At 39.5% G+C, this 18,869-nt stretch carries 18 protein-coding genes; 8 read left to right on the top strand and 10 right to left on the bottom strand.

From position 1 onward, the window contains the following. Positions 1 to 17: 17 nt before the first annotated feature. From KH400_RS02305 to KH400_RS02330, 6 genes are all read right to left on the bottom strand, one after another. Entirely contained in the window at positions 18 to 233 is a 216-nt protein-coding gene (locus KH400_RS02305; RefSeq protein ID WP_217221589.1) for a YheE family protein, read from the bottom strand. Positions 234 to 470: 237 nt separating this feature from the next. Then, on the bottom strand, positions 471 to 953 hold the full coding sequence (locus tag KH400_RS02310) for a hypothetical protein (protein WP_217221590.1): 483 nt from the start codon (positions 951 to 953) through the stop codon (positions 471 to 473). Beyond that, complete coding sequence (locus KH400_RS02315; protein ID WP_217221591.1) at positions 922 to 2,136, bottom strand: YheC/YheD family endospore coat-associated protein; 1,215 nt, start codon at positions 2,134 to 2,136, stop codon at positions 922 to 924. Before KH400_RS02315 ends, KH400_RS02310 begins: the two co-directional genes overlap by 32 nt. 2 nt (positions 2,137 to 2,138) lie before the next feature. Beyond that, positions 2,139 to 3,515, bottom strand: coding sequence for a YheC/YheD family endospore coat-associated protein (locus KH400_RS02320; protein WP_217221592.1), 1,377 nt, complete (start codon positions 3,513 to 3,515; stop codon positions 2,139 to 2,141). A gap of 9 nt (positions 3,516 to 3,524) precedes the next feature. Further along, positions 3,525 to 4,601: a YheC/YheD family endospore coat-associated protein gene (locus tag KH400_RS02325; protein WP_217221593.1), complete on the bottom strand. Its 1,077-nt coding sequence runs from the start codon at positions 4,599 to 4,601 to the stop codon at positions 3,525 to 3,527. A 34-nt stretch (positions 4,602 to 4,635) separates the two neighbouring features. After that, the gene (locus KH400_RS02330) at positions 4,636 to 6,018 is read right to left on the bottom strand and encodes a YheC/YheD family endospore coat-associated protein (RefSeq protein WP_217221594.1); all 1,383 of its coding nucleotides are present in this window, start codon (positions 6,016 to 6,018) and stop codon (positions 4,636 to 4,638) included. 210 nt (positions 6,019 to 6,228) lie between these two features. Here KH400_RS02330 and KH400_RS02335 point away from each other — a divergent pair, with 210 nt between their 5' ends. From KH400_RS02335 to KH400_RS02350, 4 genes are all read left to right on the top strand, one after another. Further along, positions 6,229 to 7,365: a DUF445 domain-containing protein gene (locus tag KH400_RS02335; RefSeq protein ID WP_312889006.1), complete on the top strand. Its 1,137-nt coding sequence runs from the start codon at positions 6,229 to 6,231 to the stop codon at positions 7,363 to 7,365. Between the two features lie 150 nt (positions 7,366 to 7,515). After that, positions 7,516 to 7,863 carry a YlbF/YmcA family competence regulator gene (locus KH400_RS02340; protein WP_217221595.1) on the top strand — a complete coding sequence of 116 codons (348 nt, stop codon included), beginning with the start codon at positions 7,516 to 7,518 and terminating at the stop codon, positions 7,861 to 7,863. Between the two features lie 673 nt (positions 7,864 to 8,536). Continuing rightward, positions 8,537 to 9,379, top strand: a complete 843-nt coding sequence (locus KH400_RS02345) for a Cof-type HAD-IIB family hydrolase (RefSeq protein ID WP_217221596.1) — start codon at positions 8,537 to 8,539, stop codon at positions 9,377 to 9,379. A gap of 317 nt (positions 9,380 to 9,696) precedes the next feature. Then, positions 9,697 to 11,190, top strand: coding sequence for a coproporphyrinogen III oxidase (locus KH400_RS02350; RefSeq protein ID WP_217221597.1), 1,494 nt, complete (start codon positions 9,697 to 9,699; stop codon positions 11,188 to 11,190). 71 nt (positions 11,191 to 11,261) lie between these two features. Here the strand turns inward: KH400_RS02350 and KH400_RS02355 are convergent, their stop codons facing one another. After that, a complete protein-coding gene (locus KH400_RS02355) occupies positions 11,262 to 11,444 on the bottom strand; it encodes a YhzD family protein (protein WP_217221598.1) in 183 nt (60 codons plus the stop codon). 718 nt (positions 11,445 to 12,162) lie between these two features. Here KH400_RS02355 and KH400_RS02360 point away from each other — a divergent pair. From KH400_RS02360 to KH400_RS02375, 4 genes are all read left to right on the top strand, one after another. Then, the gene (locus KH400_RS02360) at positions 12,163 to 12,453 is read left to right on the top strand and encodes a hypothetical protein (protein WP_217221599.1); all 291 of its coding nucleotides are present in this window, start codon (positions 12,163 to 12,165) and stop codon (positions 12,451 to 12,453) included. Positions 12,454 to 12,792: 339 nt separating this feature from the next. Then, positions 12,793 to 13,692, top strand: a complete 900-nt coding sequence (locus tag KH400_RS02365; protein WP_217221600.1) for an ABC transporter ATP-binding protein — start codon at positions 12,793 to 12,795, stop codon at positions 13,690 to 13,692. Continuing rightward, a complete protein-coding gene (locus tag KH400_RS02370; protein ID WP_217221601.1) occupies positions 13,685 to 14,956 on the top strand; it encodes an ABC transporter permease in 1,272 nt (423 codons plus the stop codon). Before KH400_RS02365 ends, KH400_RS02370 begins: the two co-directional genes overlap by 8 nt. 96 nt (positions 14,957 to 15,052) lie before the next feature. After that, entirely contained in the window at positions 15,053 to 15,373 is a 321-nt protein-coding gene (locus KH400_RS02375; protein WP_217221602.1) for an LSm family protein, read from the top strand. Between the two features lie 476 nt (positions 15,374 to 15,849). On the opposite strand, the gene KH400_RS02380 is transcribed toward KH400_RS02375, so the two are convergent. From KH400_RS02380 to KH400_RS02390, 3 genes are read right to left on the bottom strand one after another with little or no spacing between them, the layout of a single operon-like run. Beyond that, entirely contained in the window at positions 15,850 to 16,140 is a 291-nt protein-coding gene (locus KH400_RS02380) for a Dabb family protein (RefSeq protein WP_217221603.1), read from the bottom strand. An 18-nt stretch (positions 16,141 to 16,158) separates the two neighbouring features. Next, on the bottom strand, positions 16,159 to 17,511 hold the full coding sequence (locus KH400_RS02385) for a xanthine/uracil/vitamin C permease (RefSeq protein ID WP_217221604.1): 1,353 nt from the start codon (positions 17,509 to 17,511) through the stop codon (positions 16,159 to 16,161). Between the two features lie 58 nt (positions 17,512 to 17,569). Next, positions 17,570 to 18,829, bottom strand: a complete 1,260-nt coding sequence (locus tag KH400_RS02390; protein ID WP_217221605.1) for a flavin-dependent oxidoreductase — start codon at positions 18,827 to 18,829, stop codon at positions 17,570 to 17,572. Between the last annotated feature and the right edge of the window lie 40 nt (positions 18,830 to 18,869).

Here is an 18,869-nt window from a genome sequence, read left to right on the forward strand (position 1 = left end):
TCGTTTAGGAGATCGATTTAATGATCTTCATAGACGTGATAAAGCATTAAATCATGGATCTGCATTTCTATCGTTTTGATCACGTCAGCATTAGGTGATGCAGTAGGCCATTCAATGGTCCCGTCCTTATGGTATCGTCCTTGAAAGTATGTACCAGCATAAAAGAATGAAAATTCCCACTCACGTCGAACGAGGTTGTTGCGAATTTCTTTCCATTGAAAATGAGAAATCATAAGGTTACTCCTTTCTTTCTGTTTCATTACATGATAGCGGTTCCAATAACTAGTTCATCCAATGTTGCCATCTTCATAGTTCTATTGGTGACAGGAACCTGCTTATCGCTTTTTATATCGTATCATACTTTCGAGTGAAACAAGAGCAATAGGGCTGTGCCTAAATGAAAGTAACAGTCACCGAGTACTTGTAGTTAATCAAGGTGAACAATCATTGTTGGACCAGCCCTAGACCCTTTATTCGACAGATAATTCTCTTTCAAAGATGTCATTTTTATGCCAATGGCCCCCGGCAAACCAAAGAGAGACTTTTTCATGAGAATCTGCATACCCAATGGCAGCAAAACCAGCTTGAAGTGCCATTTTTACGATGTGAATATGATCATATTTTATTTTTGTGTAACAAACCCCTAACTCTTCTTTCATCTCTTTTAAGATGTTCAAAACAATATGCGTTCTTTGGTAAGTGGGGTGAACGATAAATGTTGAATTCGTTGTCCCGTAATTCGAACATGCCATCAGAGCAATCATTTTTCCATCCCAAAGGACTAGTTTTATTGATGTCCCCGGGCGGTTAAAGTGATGCCTGCGAAGCTGGAATAACCAGCGTGATGAATCACTATTGGCATTTTCTTGTTGATAACGTTTGACAAATTGCCAAATCGGTCTTCGGTATTTTTCCCAGTTGTCAGCTGTTATTGTCACTATATTCATCATCATCACTCTCCCATCGGAAACCACTATCACCATAAAACGTTTGGATAAGAGTTTCGATGCCTTTTCTTTTAATCGATTGTTCATCAAAAACCATAGGTTTTGAATTGGCCTCAAGAATCCAAAGATGTCCTTGCTTATCTCTACCGACATCAAGAGAAAGTTCACCAAGACGTCCATAGGCTTTTTCAAGCGTTTTAGCAGTCGTGATCGCTAACATGTGAAGACGTTGTTTGTTAAGCATTGGAGTGATTTGGTGGAGTGAAAGAATTGAACCCCCCCTTGGGACATGTGTTGTCAGTCCGCCTTCTGGAGCACACCGGACACCAATTCCGGTAACAGACCAAGTGCGCTGCACACGTTGAACATGAACTCTGAAGTCATATGTTTTGCCGTGGTATTGGTTAAGGTGTATATATTCTTGAAGGATGTAGTTTCGTTGTTTTAGTTTAGGCAAGAGAAAGTCGTAAAGCTCTTGAAAAGATGAAAATGTTTGTTTTAATTGTTGGTCTTGATAGCAAAACTGACGTTGAGATCGGCGAGATAATGAACAAATTCCAAGACCTTTGTGTCCATGGGCTGGCTTTAGATAAACGCTATGACCATTTCGTAGCCATGCTGACAGTTGCTTTTTTGAAGTGAGCAATTCCGTTTCTGGTAAAAACTGTTGTAACCATGTGTGTTTAGATAGCTGTTTGAAGGTATCCCACTTATTGAAAAAGTGAGGGTTAAAATACGGTATTTTGTTTTGCTTGATCCAGGTAAATGTTTTTTTCATACTCGTGGTTTGTTCTTCTTGAGGTGTAGGAATTCGATTATAAATCAAATCAGGGTATGGGAATGAACCTTTTACCCAGCTCTTCGCTTGCGGATGGTAAAAGTAACCATCTACACCTCCGTTTGAAACACAGTTGGGGGTGAAAATAAATACAATCCCCCCTTTTTTTTGCAAGGCAACGTGTATCCGTAAAAATGTTTTTTGGTTGCCGGCAAATGGTTTGCGGTTATGCTCACTCGTTAAAATCCCTATAACTGGACCGATCTTTCTGTGTTTGGCAATAACTCGGAACGAATACATTGATGGAGAAGAATCGGTAATTTTGGCGAGTGGTTGATTGTTTTTCCCCCATACAATTGTCTCTTCGGATAGTTGATGACCCCATTGTTTTGTTTGGGGATTATAATACAATCTCATGTTGTAAACATAAGCTCAGGTCGTGTGAGAGATTGTTTGGATAAATAGACGGCATAGGCCAATGGTAAACAACGTGATATGAGATCATCATAACGAAGTTTCGTGTGAGAGAAAATCGTTCGCCCTGGTTTTGAATTAGCCTCAAACATCCAAATCTTCTCATTTTTATCAATTCCTAAATCAAGCCCAATTTCCCCGATGTTTCCGGCTATTTTATGATCAATCGCTTTACTGAGTGTGATGGCTGTGTCTTTTAGGTGTTCAATTTTTTCCTTGCCAATTCCCATCTCCTCAAATAGTTCATGTGATGTCTTAATCTCGCCACCGCTCTTAATATGCGTGGTAACAGATCCAGGCCCAGCGACTTTGGCTGCAATGGCACTGATCTGCCACTTGCCATCGATATTTTTATTTGTGTGGATTCGAAAATCAACGGGTTTGTTTTCTACTTTCAGGAGATGAATCCCCTGTTGGGCAATGATGTTTGTAAGACCAGTTGGGAATTGTTTTTTTAATAAGCGCTTTAAAGAAGAATACCTTCGTAACCGATTTTTTTGGTGGTCACGAAATCGACAATAATAGAACGGATCATCCTTTAATTTGATCACTTGATGAATCCCTAAACCGAGACTGCCGCCGGCTGGTTTAAAATAGACATGTTGATGCTCTTCAAGTAAGGCTTCAATTTGTTCAATCGTTGGGTTTAAATAACTTTCCGGCAGGTGCTCACTTGTATGTTCATCGGTGCGCAACTGTTTGTAAATCTCCCATTTATTGAAAAAGCCAGGGTTAAACCAAGGGATCAGATAATCATTGACGAATCTCTCTTTAATTTTTTGATACGTTGGTAAACTTTCCGTTCTTCGGTTAGGTAAGCGATCATAAACGACATTTGGGAAGGGGACTTCACAACGCTCCCACCCTTTCTTTGTATGAAAGAAACCGTTGATTGTACCTGACTCCCAATTAATATGATGAGAACCAAAGATAAAATAAAAAGCCCCTACTTTTTGTTCAACGGACAAGAGTTTTGCGAAAAATAAAGAACGATCCCCAATCGGTCTGAGTGTTGAATTTGTAAACCCTGCGGTGAAGATTCCGACTAACGGTCCGATGGTGACCGTTCGGTTATGTTCAAATAGATGGATGTAGCCTTCGTGTGGGATCGAGAGCTTTTCCCAACAGTCACTCGTAAGCATATATTCATTTTTTTTATCCGGATGTGGTGCCACTCGACAAGGGATTGTCATCGAGCCGAAAGATAGTTGAGTCGGGAAACTTTTATTTTTTAGCCAGTTACGAAAGGTATGTTCAGGGACATATAAGGTGTTGTTATCATGTTGATATTTTCTTACGTATAGAGGTTTAGTCATGATTACTTCTCAACTCCTTTTTATCAATGAAGATAAGTGCTGACAAAATGCTAAAGGTGCCTCATAGAGTTGATCTTTATTAAAGCTATCGTCTTCGAGTAAAATCGTTCTCCCCGGCTTTGAATTTACTTCTAGTAACCAAACAGACTCACTTTGGTCAATCCCGATATCGATACCGAGTTCAAATAGGGGATGAAACGATGATTCTAATGAGCTTGGTAAGTGTTCAAGTAATTGATGGATGTTTGATTCAAGCTGTTGTTGTTTTTCTTCTGACAGGTGTTGAAGCCATTGTTGATAAGGATATATTTGTCCTCCAGCGTGTAGATTCGAGAGGAAATGTGCTTTTTTTCCTGTACGTACCGCTCTTCCTTGTTCACACCAAAAGCCATTTTTATCCTTTTGGAGAAAGACGCGAAGATCAAATGGGTGATTTTGCTGATTTTTGAGTGAAAGGAACGGTTGGAGGATGTAGCGTTGTGAATGGAGGAGCAATGATATCGATTCCGCCAATTTCACTTCGTTAATAAAACAATGAACGACTAGCAATTGATTCTTTTCTATTTTAACCTCGTAGTGAGTTGGTTTTTCTGTCACAACGAATATCCCTTGGCCTTGAGAACCAGAAGTGGGCTTTACTAACACCTCCTTGTAATGCTTCACATGTTTGATAATGTCACTTACATGTTCAACCTTTACGGTTTCAGGTAAATAGTTGCTAATGACTTTGTTTTTGTTTAGTGCTTTGAAGACTTCCCATTTATTTGGAAGTCCATAACCAAGGAAGGTGGTTTCATAGTGATCTCTTAACCAACGTATGATAGGAGCGTGTTTTTTATAGCAGGAAATTCGTCGGTAAAAACATCTGTCATAAATATACGTAGGTATAGGGAAGGTAGTAGTCACCCATCGATCTTCATTTGGATCATAACGTAAGCCATTGATCACTCGTGCTGTTGTTCGATCAACTTGTGAAGGTAAAAAGCGATAGACGGTGATATTATAATCACTTGCTCGATTTGCAATTTCGCGAAAATAAGTAAGCTCTTGTGAAACGTGCAACACTAAAATTCCTAAAGACAACATTTGTCGGTAGCCCCCTAAATCGAAGGTCGTTTCATCACCCCCGTATATCGTTATGTGTAGCCAGGTGATATGCATAGTGAATGATTGATTTTGCTGAAGGGCGAATGTCGTCAGCAGCTGGAAGTGGTGCTTGATTTTTTGATGGTTTTGTATTGACTTCGATCATCCATGGGTGACCGTTTTCATCGATACCGATATCAATACCAAATTCCCCATATAAACCGCTCGCTTCAGTTGAGAGAATCTCACATATGTTTACGGCTAATTCAGTAATGAACGATCGAAATTGTTTAATGGTTTCTTCAGCAAAAGCATCGTGTAAACTGTCTTCAAGACGCAAGACTTCACCGCCTTGAGCTAGGTTTGCAACAAACATTTCCTCGCGTGATGCTCTAGCAATGAGTGAAATGACACGCCATTTGCCATAAAGATCACGGGCGCAAAGAACACGGAAATCGAGGCTGCGGTTTTTGTAACGAGTGAGAGTCAACCCTTGCTGGATTAAGAACTGTTGCTTTTTTATCCGATATTTGAGATTACGGTACAGTTGATCAATTGTTGAAAAGGTTCGTTGCAATGGACCAGAGGCAGTTAGAAAGTCAACCTCAAACTGGTAATTATTTGTCTCTTGGATACGAAAAATACCTTTGCCTTCTTTGCCATGAATTGGCTTTAGATAGACGGTTTGATATGTTTCAATCATTTGTTCTAGTGATTCTTGATTCGTCAGTAAAGTCGTCTCCGGTAAGTACGGCTTAAGTTCGTCATACGTGGTTAGAATGTTGTGTACTTCCCATTTATTCAAAAAGTGATCATTAAAGATATGAATGTGTTGCTGGGTGCACTCGCTAAAAAATGTTTGATAATGATCAGACTGCTCTAGTTTTCGAGAACCGATTCGGTTATAAATGACCGAGGGCTTCGGGACTGGTTGTATACACCATTGTTCATTTTGAAGGATACACCCATAGATGTGTTCTTCTTGCCATTGATCAAGTGAAAATACATAGAGAAATACATGATTTTCGTTTGCATATGTCGCCATTTCTTTGCAAAATGAAGAGAGTGGGCCGAAAGAGGGCTCATGTTCACTTTCGTGCACCTTCGTAAGAATGGCAACAACAGGACCAAGGTGGAGGCATGGATACTCGTGATCAAAGGCAACACCAATTCGAAAGATATCGTCAGGTAATATCAGTTTGTTAGCTAAGGTTTTGCTGCATTGCAATAGTAATTCGTTCTGCTCAAGCGGCATACATTCAATGGTTGCTTCGTGCTGACCAAAACAAATGGAAAGGGATTGATGCAAATCAACTTTCCATAATCGAAATAATTGTTTAGAGAGGCGAATCTCATTAGAATGAGAAAAATCGTTATCATCTATTGATTGAACGGTTACTTTGTAATACGTGAGCATACGGTTCCCTCTTTTTCTGGGTAAAAGTGATCGTACCTCTTATGTTTTCATATTAAAATGTAACGTTTTGCAAATTTTAAAGATTTAATAGAAAATAAGGTAATGAATGTTGTTTCGAATAGTTAAGGCATTGGCCTAATGCTGATATCGTATGTTATGTTACTAGGTTAGAAAGTGTGAAAAATCAAAGGTAGAAGGAGTTTTGGGTTCGTGGAAAATGTATTTGTCCTATTGATAATGATTACAATTGGTGCAATCATTGGTGGTTTTACTAATTCGTTAGCAATTAAAATGCTATTTCGCCCGTATGTGCCAGTTTATATTGGGAAATGGCGTGTTCCATTTACACCAGGTCTTATCCCAAAAAGGCGAGGAGAGTTAGCAGATCAGCTAGGAAAGATGGTTGTCACTCATTTGCTAACTCCTGAGGGGATTCGCAAAAAATTAATGAATGCCTCTTTTGTTCGTGAGATGACGAATTGGGCTCAAGAAGAGGTAAGAACGTTGCTTACGAGTGAGCAGACGATCCAAGGGTTAGCAACAGAACAAATCGAGCTTGATGATGTAAGAAAACGACTTGAAGATAAGACATGTCAATTTATTGACCAACGTGTTGAGCGGTTTTTAGATCAAATTCGTGATCAAAAGCTTGCAGATGTCATACCTGATAATTATTTGACAAAAGCAGATGAGCTTGTACCAAAAGCTGCTGAGCTGATTTGTGAGCGAGGTGTTCAATACTTTTCGAGTACAGAAGGAAAAGAAAAGTTAAGTGAAATGATTGACCGGTTTTTACATGGACGGGGGACGCTAGGGAACATGGTTTCAATGTTTTTAGGCAATGATCGCCTCGTTGATAAGGTGCAACCAGAAGTAATTAAACTGCTTGAGGACCGTAGTACCCAGCAAACGATTGAACAGTTACTGCAAAAGGAATGGGCAAAGGTAAAAGAGATGAAAGTCAGCGCCATTGAACAAAAAATCAATAAAGAAGAAGTCATCTCGTTTCTCAAGACGAAGGTCATTACAGAAGTGCCTATCTTTGAATGGATTGAAGAGCCGTTTTCGAAGTGGACAAGTCCATATCAGAAGACGATTATTGAAGATTGGGTGCCAAAGGGGATTGAGTTACTTAAAGAGGTACTTTCTGGTCGTTTAGAGGACATGATGAAAAAAATACATTTAGATGATGTCGTTAAAGAGCAGGTTGAGGCGTTTTCGGTTGAGAGGCTCGAGGATATGGTGCTGTCGATTTCGCGGAGAGAATTCAAAATGATCACGTATTTAGGAGCCTTATTAGGAGGTAGTATTGGTTTTATTCAAGGACTGCTGGTGTTGTTCATTTAGTTTATTTAACGATGTCTAGGAAATGAAATTCATGACTAGAATAGATATCAGAATAGATAAAAAACGGGTATATTTTACTAACAGGGGTGAATTTTACCCCGTGAACATGTTATAGTCGTTTATGATTATATTTTTAAGGAGGACATTTCAATGTCAAATATGTATGATAAGGCTCACGAGTTAGAAAGTGCTCTACGTGAGAGTGAAGAGTTCCAAACGTTAAAGGAATTACATGATACGGTAAATAACGATGAATCCTCTAAACGTATGCTTGATAATTTCCGTAATCTTCAGCTTGAATTACAACAAAAGCAAATGCAAGGTGTGCAAATTACTGAAGAGGAAGCTCAATCTGCACAGCAGCAATTTGAGCTTGTTCAGCAACATGAGACAATCTCTAAGCTTATGGAAGCTGAGCAACGTTTGAGCACGGTAATTGGTGACATTAATCGTATTATTACTGAGCCTTTAGAGGATTTATACGGTAAACCTGAATAAATGATGTTAGTGAAAACTCTCTGTCACGTGATGATGGGGAGTTTTTTGCATAGGTTTAGCTAGTGTTATGATTCATGGGAGGGGGGATGGTGGATCGTTCGTCCTTAACCGAGGAGATCATGCCGAGTGCTTATGAAAGCGAAGGGCGTGCTTTCAACGCCTCTGCCTGATCTCCTCTTCGTCGCCTGTCGTCGCCGCAACCGGTTATCACCGGTTAGGACTCACTAGCTGAGGCTAGCTCATTCTTTTTTTATAGGGATTACGAATGTTGGAAAGGTGTACGCTGAGATGAGTGCCCGCAGTTTGGCAGTGCATGAATCATACTGATTGATCAGGTAGAGTCGTTCGTCCTTAACCGAGGAGATCATGCCGAGTGCTTATGAAAGCGAAGGGCGTGCTTTCAACGTCTCGTCATGAACTCCTCTGCGTCGCCTGTTGTCGTCGCAACCGGTTATCACCGGTTAGGACTCACTAGCATGAGGTAGCTCCTATCTTTTTAGGGATTGCTAAAAGTATTTCTTTCACGTGATTGATTCTAGTTTTACATGTTCAGATGTTCTAATTGCTAATTAAAGTACATAGTCTATACTGATCGGATCGTTGGCTTACTAATATTTATTTATCTTATCTTAGGTTAACGTCTAGAGACTTAGTACAAAAAAGGGGGATCATTGTGACCTATCGATTATTAGCACTAAATATTGATGGAACCCTATTACGTTCAAACTCTCGTATAAGTCGCCAAACGAAAGATGCGATTGAATATGCGAAGCAGAAAGGTGCTGTTGTTACTCTTGCAACAGAACGCCCTTTTCCATCAGCAAAAAAGATTGCAAAGTCATTAAAAATTGATCATGAACTGATTACTCATGATGGAGCATTTATTGCCTCAGACATTGAAGACCCAGTGTACGAGCGACGCTTACATGAAGATAAGGCCTTTCATATTGTCGAATTATTAGAGAATTACCATTGTCATATCCGCTTGCTACATGAAAGTTTTTCCGTTGGCAACAAGGTCCGTCAAAAAAATCAGCTCATTGCGAAAATGACGATTGGTCTTGGGGATCCAGTGTTTTATCCACTCAGTTTTGTAGATTCATTGAGTGAACACCTCCTTCAAGAACCGATTGCCCCACCGAAGATCAAAGCACAGTTTATGAATGAAGATGATCGTGAACGGGCGATTGAAGAGTTGGAACGAGAGGTACCTAATATTCGTATTACCAGAGCTACAGACGATCATATTGAGATTGTACCAGAAGGTGTCTCAAAGGCACGTGGTCTACAAATATTAGGGAATCGCCTAGGGATATCATTAAACGAAATGGTGGCTATTGGTGTTGGTGAAAATGATGTTGATATGATCACACAAGCAGGTCTAGGGGTAGCGATGGGGAACGCACCGGAGAACGTTAAACAATCGGCGGATTGGATTACACGTTCGAATAATCAAAATGGTGTTTCTTATATGGTTAGAGAAGTCTTCCGCAAGCAGTTACGAGTTAAATTGTAAATATGAGTAGAGTGTCGGTGTTCTTAATGAGGGTGATCCCTTTTTGAGAGCACCTTTTTTGTGATTTAGCAGTATGAGATACGTATAATAGAGAGTAAAACCAGTTCAAATTTGAGATGATAGTAGCAAAGGTAATTCATTGACCAAGATATGTTCGTCAAGTAAACTAAAAACTGGACTAAAAAGAGGGAGTTCAAAAGGTTTGGAAAAGTGGGATTAACTCAGCAACATATGATTTACTTTTTAAAAAAAGATAGTGAGGCTCCTTTTCCACCAATATGAACGGAAACATAAATTATGTTAGCAGGAGAGTAGCCATGGAAATTTTTGTACGTGGAGTAGATGAGCGTTATAAGAGATCGCTTGAACATATTGCCCAGCTTTATTTTGAAGAGGTAGAGGTGAATTTTACCGAACATGAGGAGAGTGACTTCGAGCTATCGCTTAATATTCGTGGTGAGCAGTTGATTCAAGTATCTGCGACGTTAGTAGGGAAGGATGCAAATGAACATGCTTCATTTGAAAAGCATGTCGGAACGTTATCGAGCGAGAAGGAGTGGCTGAAAAAGGCAAAGCAAGCCGCTAATCATGTGTTTGTCAAAGTTTTAACAGCTTATACTGGGATTGCCCAGCCTTGGGGGACGTTAACAGGTATTCGTCCAACGAAACTCATTCATCAGAAGCTACGCCAACTTCAGGACAAAGCGGCCGTGCATGAAGAACTTCGTCGGGACTACTTATTAAGTGAAGAGAAGATCGAACTCGTACAACGAATCGTTGATCGTCAGCTAGCTGTTGTTCCTGATTTATATAAGTTAGATCGTGAAGTAAGTATCTATATTGGGATCCCATTTTGTCCGACAAAATGTGCGTATTGTACGTTTCCTGCTTATGCGATAAATGGGAAAAATGGGTCAGTTGAAGCGTTCTTAGATGGGTTACATTATGAAATTGAAGAGACGGGTAAGTGGCTTGCAGAAAATGGGGTTAACATTACGACCGTCTATTTTGGTGGGGGCACACCAACGAGTATATCGGCCGAACAAATGGACAAGTTGTATGAAACGATGTACGAATCCTTCCCCAATATGGATCAGGTTCGTGAGTTAACGGTCGAAGCCGGACGCCCAGATACGATTACACCAGAAAAAGTAGAGGTCTTAAAAAAATGGAAGGTAGACCGAATCAGTATTAATCCCCAGTCATTTGAGGATGAAACGTTAAAAGCGATTGGTAGGCATCATAGCGTTGAGGAGACAGTTACGAAGTATAAATTGGCCCGAGAGCTTGGGTTAGAAAATATTAATATGGATTTGATTATCGGTTTACCTGGTGAGGGTGTACCGGAAATGCGTCATACTCTTGGTGAAACAGAAAAACTTCTACCAGAATCACTGACGGTTCACACGTTGTCATTTAAGCGAGCATCAACGATGACAAAAAATAAAGAAAAATACAAAGTTGCCAGTAGAGAAGAAGTATTAGATATGATGAAGATGACAAGTGAGTGGACGACTGAACAAGGCTATGAGCCTTATTATCTTTACCGTCAAAAAAATATCCTAGGGAACCTCGAGAATATTGGATATGCTTTCCCGGAAAAAGAGAGCATCTATAACATTATGATTATGGAGGAATGTCAAACAATTATTGGTCTCGGTTGTGGAGCGGCTAGTAAATGGGTAGAACCAGGGACAGGAAAAATTACTCGCCTCGCCAACCCAAAGGATCCGGTTACCTATAATGAGCGTTTTAAGCATTATACAGAGGAAAAAATAAAAGTACTTGCTGACCTATTTTCAAAAGAGTAGAGGGTTTTACAGTCTCGCAAATAAGTAGGGTGCCATAAAGGTTCGATTGATACCTTTCATGGCACCTTTTTTTATCGGTGGAAGTGGACTAATTTTCCCGATCGTGTCATGCGACTTGTATGATTGCTATAATTTTCGTCTGCTAAACGTTGCTCACAGAGTTCTTTTGCTTTATCATCATTTTCTGCTTCGATTGTTTCCTCTAAAAGTTTTTCACCTGATGGATCGTAAACCGTTAACGTATACTGATTCATTTCAATGCCCCCTTATTTTTAAGTCTAATACCAAAAGTCTGAATAGAAAGACAAGTCACTTAAACTAATTATACTAGAGAGGGTTGATGTTCCTCAATAAAAATTTGTACATATATGGGAATAGGACAACCTTCTTCTTCAAATATATGCTCTTGAGAGCGTAAAAAGTAGTAGTACTCCCACCTCATTTTAAGCATTGCTTTCATGTGAAACTTTCTATAGAGCTAGAATTGTTGTGAAATTTGAGAGAAATGGACAATCCCTACTTTTGTTCATTTAGGAAAAACTATGAAAAAAGACTGTCTTCGTGATGGATAATTATTCCTAATTTTTTGGGCGTTAGACTTTATAAAAAAACATCTTTAATTCCTATAAATATACGGGGGCGTTGTTTTTAGGATTGTTGCACATGTGTTGGTATTTGTCCATTTTTATCAGTCTTTAGTCAGTGGTGTTTTCTCCAACAGCTAAGCCGCGATTGACGTAAGAATTTAGTCTATTGACATAAAATGACATAATTATAATAATTAACAAAGTTGTTAACTAGTAACAGTTTAAGAATTGTAATGGCTGTGGTTGCTCCGTACAGACAATCTTTATGACTAGTTTTTTGTACATTAAGAGTAATAAGAAGATCAGTGAACCATTAGATAGAAGTGTTGATAAAAGCGTTGAATGGGTAGAAAAACATTCAACAAAATAATTAAGGGGTAATTCGATGCAAATTAAGTTTGTTCGTTCAAAAACGATGAATAAGATTGTTAAGTATTATGCAATATTTATGATTGTTAGCTTACTTGTTATTTCGTATTTAGGTGGTAATCATGATTATATTACTGTAAGAACGGGATGGACAGTCTTTTTCACCATTGCTGGTATAGGGATGTGTCTTGTATATATAGGTATATTTACATATCCTAAAGCAGAACGTAAGAAATTTTGGATGAAACATGGACTGGGAATTCTTATCTTTGGGTTAGTGATTATCTATAATCGTTTTTTCAGGTGACCGCATCGTTATCTAAGTGAGCATCATAAGTAAAGGGAGCTTTCGGATTTTGTCTACTAAGACGAGTCATTGAGAATAGAAAAATGGTGTTACTCTCCTATGAACCTAAGACCATGAGCGTGATTTGTAGGCTCTTATTTTGGTAGATAAACTACCAAAATGGGAGTCTTTTTGCATGGTAATTTTATTTTCGGTGATCCTTGCAATATGTTCACGATTTTCCTGAATTAGGGTACCAGTTATAAAACTACCATAGGAAATTTTTCAGAAAGCAATCTCAAGGAGAACGTTACAGTGTATGATAGAAAGAGGTGTTTTCTGTCAATAAGGGGTGTTCTCATGAGTTTACGAATAAATCATGTTACAAAACAATATGGAAATGTAACGGCTGTTGACCAACTCACGTTAGAGATTCAGCGTAATCAAATGTTTGGTGTATTAGGAGCAAACGGAGCAGGAAAGACAACGACATTTCGAATGATTCTTGGGCTACTTGATCCGTCCGAAGGTGAAATTACATGGAATGGCCAAACAATCGCTAAACGTATGAATGAAAAAATCGGTTATTTACCTGAAGAGCGTGGACTATATCCGAAGCTAAAAGTGGTCGATCAATTGGTCTACTTAGGTCGGTTAAGAGGAATGAAGAAACGTCAAGTTATTGATGAAATGAAATTATGGCTAGATCGGTTTCATGTACCAGAGTATGCGAACAAAAGGGTTGAAGAATTATCAAAAGGAAATCAACAAAAGGTTCAATTTATTGCCTCGGTCATCCATAAGCCTGAATTACTTATTCTTGATGAACCTTTCAGCGGTTTAGATCCGGTAAATGTCGAGCTTTTAAAAAAAGCGGTACTTGCTTTAAAAGAGCAGGGGACGACCATTCTATTTTCTAGCCATCGGATGGAGCATGTCGAAGAGCTTTGTGAGCATCTGTGCATCCTGCACAAGGGAAAAGCGGTTGTTCATGGAAATCTGCGCGATGTGAAACGATCGCATCGAAAAAAGAATGTGATGATCCACGCCGATTTTTCACTAGAATTTCTAAAGGAAATGGCAGGGGTATTACACTATAGAGAAACGCAAGAAGGTGCGATCCTGCAAATTGCAGATGAATCAGTATCACAACATATTTTTCAAGCAATATCAGGTTTTGGTTTTGTTCGAAAGTTTGAATTAGAAGAACCATCATTAAATGATATTTTTATTGAAAGAGTAGGTACTGAATATGAATAAGTTTTTTGTGATTTTATTTCATACATATATCAGCCGTTTAAAATCAAAATCGTTTATCATTACAACAATAATTACAGCTTTATTGGTTTTAGGTGTGACGAATTTACAGCAGATCATTACGCTTTTTGAACAGCAAGAACAAAGCAACATCATCGCTGTGACAGATAGGGATGGTGAGTGGTTAGATAAGCTAGAGAGGCAACTTGAGCCCGTCCAGGACCGTATTGAGCTTGTTCACTATGTTGAAACGGAACAGAGGGCTGAGGATGCAGTAAGGGATGGGGAGTTTGATGGGTATTTACAACTCACAACCTCGGCGTCAGGGCTGCCCCAAGCGGTCTATAAAGCAAATATCGTAGCTGAAGCTGTCGTGCCTCAGCAGGTTGAACAGGCATTACAACAACTTAAAATAGCAGCTGCGACAAAACAACTCGGCTTGCATGATACCCAGGTGGATGAAATGTTTGGAGCTGTGGACTTTGAGAGAGTAGCGCTACAAGAAGGAGCAAAATCGGAAGAAGAACTAAATCAAGCCCGTGTATTAGTCTACGTGTTGTTGTTTGTTATTTATTTTTCGGTTGTGTTTTATGGAAATATGATTGCGACTGAAGTGGCAACGGAGAAGTCGTCTCGAGTCATGGAAATCTTAATTTCGAGCGTATCACCAATAAAGCAAATGTTTGGGAAAATAGCTGCAGTTGCTTTGTTAGGGCTGACCCAATATGCGGTGATCATCGGAGTAGGATATGTCTCTATTCGCAATCGTTTTGAGCAAGAGGTCGATCATAGTCTCTATGAGGCGATGGGTCTTGGGCAGCTATCGTCGTTAACGATCTTCTATGCATTGCTTTTCTTCTTATTAGGTTATTTGCTCTATGCTACAATCTCAGCCATGCTTGGATCGTTAGTGAGTCGGATTGAGGATGTAAATCAAATGATTGCACCACTTAATTTATTAGTTATCGCTGCGTTTATTATTGCAATGTTCGGCTTAGGAAGCCCGGAATCGTCATTAATCACGTTCACATCATTTATACCATTCTTCTCACCGATGATTATGTTTCTACGTGTAGGGATGCTACAAGTACCTTTCTGGGAGGTAGCTGCAAGTATTAGTATTTTAATTGTTACGATATTGTTTTTTGCAGGTATTGGTGCGAGAGTTTATCGTGGCGGTGTTTTATTATATGGGAAGTCTTCTTCGTTCAAGGATGTGAAACGAGCGATTGTTATATCAAAAAATGAGAAACGACCGCCTTTATAGGATAATGGCTTTACATCCCTCCCGTAAAAATCATAAATGGGAGTAACCAAACGCCTATTGGATGAATAGAGTGATGGTGTAAAGGAGGAGATCGGTTTGCATCAACAGCAACAAATGTATACATTGGGTAATCATTACTTAAATCAGCCTGTATCCGTCCAAACAGTAGATAACCAAACGTTTCAAGGCATTGTCGAGCACGTTGACCCTCATTATCTTTATTTAGCAGTTCCTAATCAATCTATGCATCGTGAGGATCAAGAAACAAGACAATTTCCTGGGTATGGGGTGCCTTATGGTTACTTCCCGCCTTATGGCTATCCTTACTCCCCATATCCTTATTCGCCGATATCACGACTCGTATTGCCATTAACGGCCTTAGCTGCTTTAGCTTTGCTCCCTGGTTTATATTATTGAGAAGCGACAGTAAGATAGTTCTTAGTCTCACGTGGAGAGTTGATACTCACCGTGGGACTTTTTCTTTTTTAGCTGCTTGATCACAATTCTGTCGGTTACGCTGTCTGAAAGCAATCGAAAAAAAGTCTGGGAAAAGGTAAAGGGTTTAGTTTTGGGAGAGAAAAAATGCTACCGACATTAGAAATGGCACAATAATTGCCATACATTTCAAACTCTATTTCACAGTATGATCATAACTAGCAAACTAAAACGCTCAAGATTTTGCACTGAGCGTTTTTCTACGTAGTATTTAATTTTTTTGGTTCAACTAACGCATCCGTTCGGTTGAAGATGTGGCTATACCGACAAAAATAGTTTAACTATTTTTATGAAAGACATTTCCAACGTGAATCAGGCCTCCTATGTCCTTCATCGGCTTTATGAAGGACATTTCCATTGTGAATCAGGTGTCTTATGTCCCAGCTACTACAAGTTTGTTAAAAATCTACAACAATTATATCTTCTAAGCCGAGTTCATTTTTTAAATACGCTACCACTTCTTGGTGTTTCGGATGTGGTCCAAAGTTTTCAAGCGCTTGTTTGTTCTCAAATTTCACTGTCATTCCGACATCATATCCCTGGCTTCTATTAGAAAAATTTCGACCTTGTTGGATCTCAATGATTCCAGGGATTTCGTCTTTTAACTTTAACGTTTTATCAATAAGCTTATCCACCTGAGCATCTGTTACTGCTCCTGAAAATTTAATTAGTACAATATGGGTAACCATCGTTTAACTCTCCCTTATCTATGCCGCTTTATCTTCAGACTGACTATTATCGTTTTGCTTCCTTTCAAGTATGAAATAGAGTACGATCCCTACAATTAGGGCATGTGCTGCCCCGTATGTAGCTAATACAATCGCTGTGATCATTGCAACGCCTCGACTGATGTCCGTTTTAACATAGCTCAATCCTAGAGTAATACACAAATAGCCAGTTAAGATCATAGTAATCGATAGTGCAATGGGTAAGAAGGGCTGAAACAAGGTCACTAAAGGAAGGATGAAGCACCCTAATGTTAGTGAAATAACAAGCGTATTTGTACCCGAATAAATAGACTCCATCGCTTTTCTTCCATATGTATACCGCTCAACCACAGAAGCGGTTCCAGCTGTAAATATGGGGCCCGATAAGCCTGCATGTGGGGCAAACAGTCCATGAACAAAATTCCTTAAAAAAGCAACAAGGTGCAGTTTTGTTACATCATAATCAATAATCTCGTCTTTTCTCACTTTGTCGGCACGCTCAACAAGAGTTGTTCCTACAATGATATCGCCATAAGCGATAATATATCCCATAATGGCAATCGGGATCGCAATCATAAAAATTTCCAAGCTAGGAAAACCAACGACAAAAGGCGTATAGTTCCACATTTCTGCAAAGTTTGGAATCGTGATTCCCCACTCGATAGAAGGTGATGGATATTCTTTTACGACCCAACCGATAAAAATGGCAATTAAAATCGCCGGCATAATTCCAAAGTTGGCAATTGCTCTAGCAATCTGGCTTTTATTGTATAACGATTTATAGAAGCTTGAAAACATCATAAACAAACAAATAGCTCCACCAATAATCAGTGATATCGGAGTTTCAGCGAGATTTCCTCCGGGCTGAATTTCACCTATTAAAGCCGCTAACCCTGCCCCGATTAATATCCCTGCTTTTAGGGATGATGATAGTTTCTGAACAATGATTTTTCCGAGCCCGGTAATTCCTAAAATTAAAAATATAAATGCAACTAAGATTTGCACAGCGACTAGGGCTTGAATCGCCTCGGGACCAGGTTCAAAGTCGCCTAAAAAAATGATGATGAGCGGGATCAATGGTGTAATTAACCCTGGAACAAACGGGGTTCCTAATGCCGTCTGCATTAACATCAAAAGATGAAATACGATAACGACGGCAAGTGCCGCATCATAGGACATGCCAACATGATTTTCTAATACAGGAATGATACTTAACCCTATAGAAAAGAGAACAAATCCCTGGATCATTTCAGGCAATTCCAATCTATAATGGATGAGCGGAAGCCTGAATTTAAAAGGACCGATTGGCCAGTAAGGGAGTTCTTCTCCATTTTTTCGTTTATATAGTGCCATGACTTACTCCTTATTCGTATAAATTAGTCTACTAGCCAATGATTGAAATGTGATATTTTTATGCATTGATTTTATTCAATTGTTCCTTATCAAAACCAGCAATCTTCTTATATTTATTTGCAATATCTTCAAGTTCTTCTTGGGAAATTACATCGTTTAAATTCTCAAAGCCATTAGGTGCGCGTTCTTCGACAATTTGCATCACACTTTCCGGACCATTTTGTCGGTTGCTTCTAACAATTGATGCGGTAGGCTCAAGACGGGCTTCTTCATAAGCACGAAGGGCACTTATTACATCATTTTCTTCCGCTATTGCCTTTGCTAAAGCATCAGCATCAAGGATCGCTTGAGATGCTCCGTTAGACCCGATGGGGTACATTGGATGTGCCGCATCACCTAGTAATGTCACTCGTCCATAGCTCCATTGTGGTAATGGGTCGCGGTCAACCATTGGGAATTCATAAACATCATCGGTTTCTGCGATTAATGTAGGAATGTCTAGCCAATCAAACTTCCAATTAGAAAAGGCTGGAGCAAACTTTTGTTTGTCGATTTTTTTATTCCAATCACTACGTGGGGGTGCACCGTCATTAATATTTAATTCAGCAATCCAATTAACGAGTGACCTTCCTTCTGCGAGCGTCTTTGGGCAGATCGGATAAGCGACAAACTTTTGGTCTTGATATCCTGACATGATCATCGTTTTACCGGTAAGAAATGTCGATGACTCGGTTAGCCCTCTCCATAAAATGCGCCCGCTAAATTTCGGATCGCCTTCATTTGGATAAAATGACTTTCGCACAACAGAGTGAATGCCATCTGCAGCAATCAGCATATCAGCTTGATAGGTTCCTAGTTTTTGACCAGTCTTTCGGTCCGTAAAGTGCACGTCAACACGATCATCATAACGGTCAAAAGAGCTAAGGTGGTGTCCAGTGATCACTGCATCTTCCCCTAATTCTCTTTTCACAGCTTGATATAAAATCATTTGCAGTCTTCCGCGGTGTATCGAGTATTGAGGCCATTTATATCCGGAAGCAAGACCACGAGGCTCTTGCCAAATTTGCTGGCCGAATTTAGAAAAATATCTTAATTCTGCTGTTTGTATCCCTGTTTTCTCTAGTTCATCCGCTAATCCGAGCTCGGTTAATACACGTACGGCATGTGGGAGAAGGTTAATCCCAACACCCAATTCTCGTATTTCTTGTACACTTTCAAACACCTGCACTGACGCACCAACGCGGTAAAGTTTTAAGGCAGTAATAAGCCCGCCAATACCTCCACCGGCGATAATGACAGATTTCTTAGTTGTGGTCACAATAATTCCCCTCACTTATATTTTTTCATAATTATCGCAT

It is taken from the genome of Desertibacillus haloalkaliphilus (genome assembly GCF_019039105.1).
Lineage (GTDB): Bacteria > Bacillota > Bacilli > Bacillales > KJ1-10-99 > Desertibacillus > Desertibacillus haloalkaliphilus.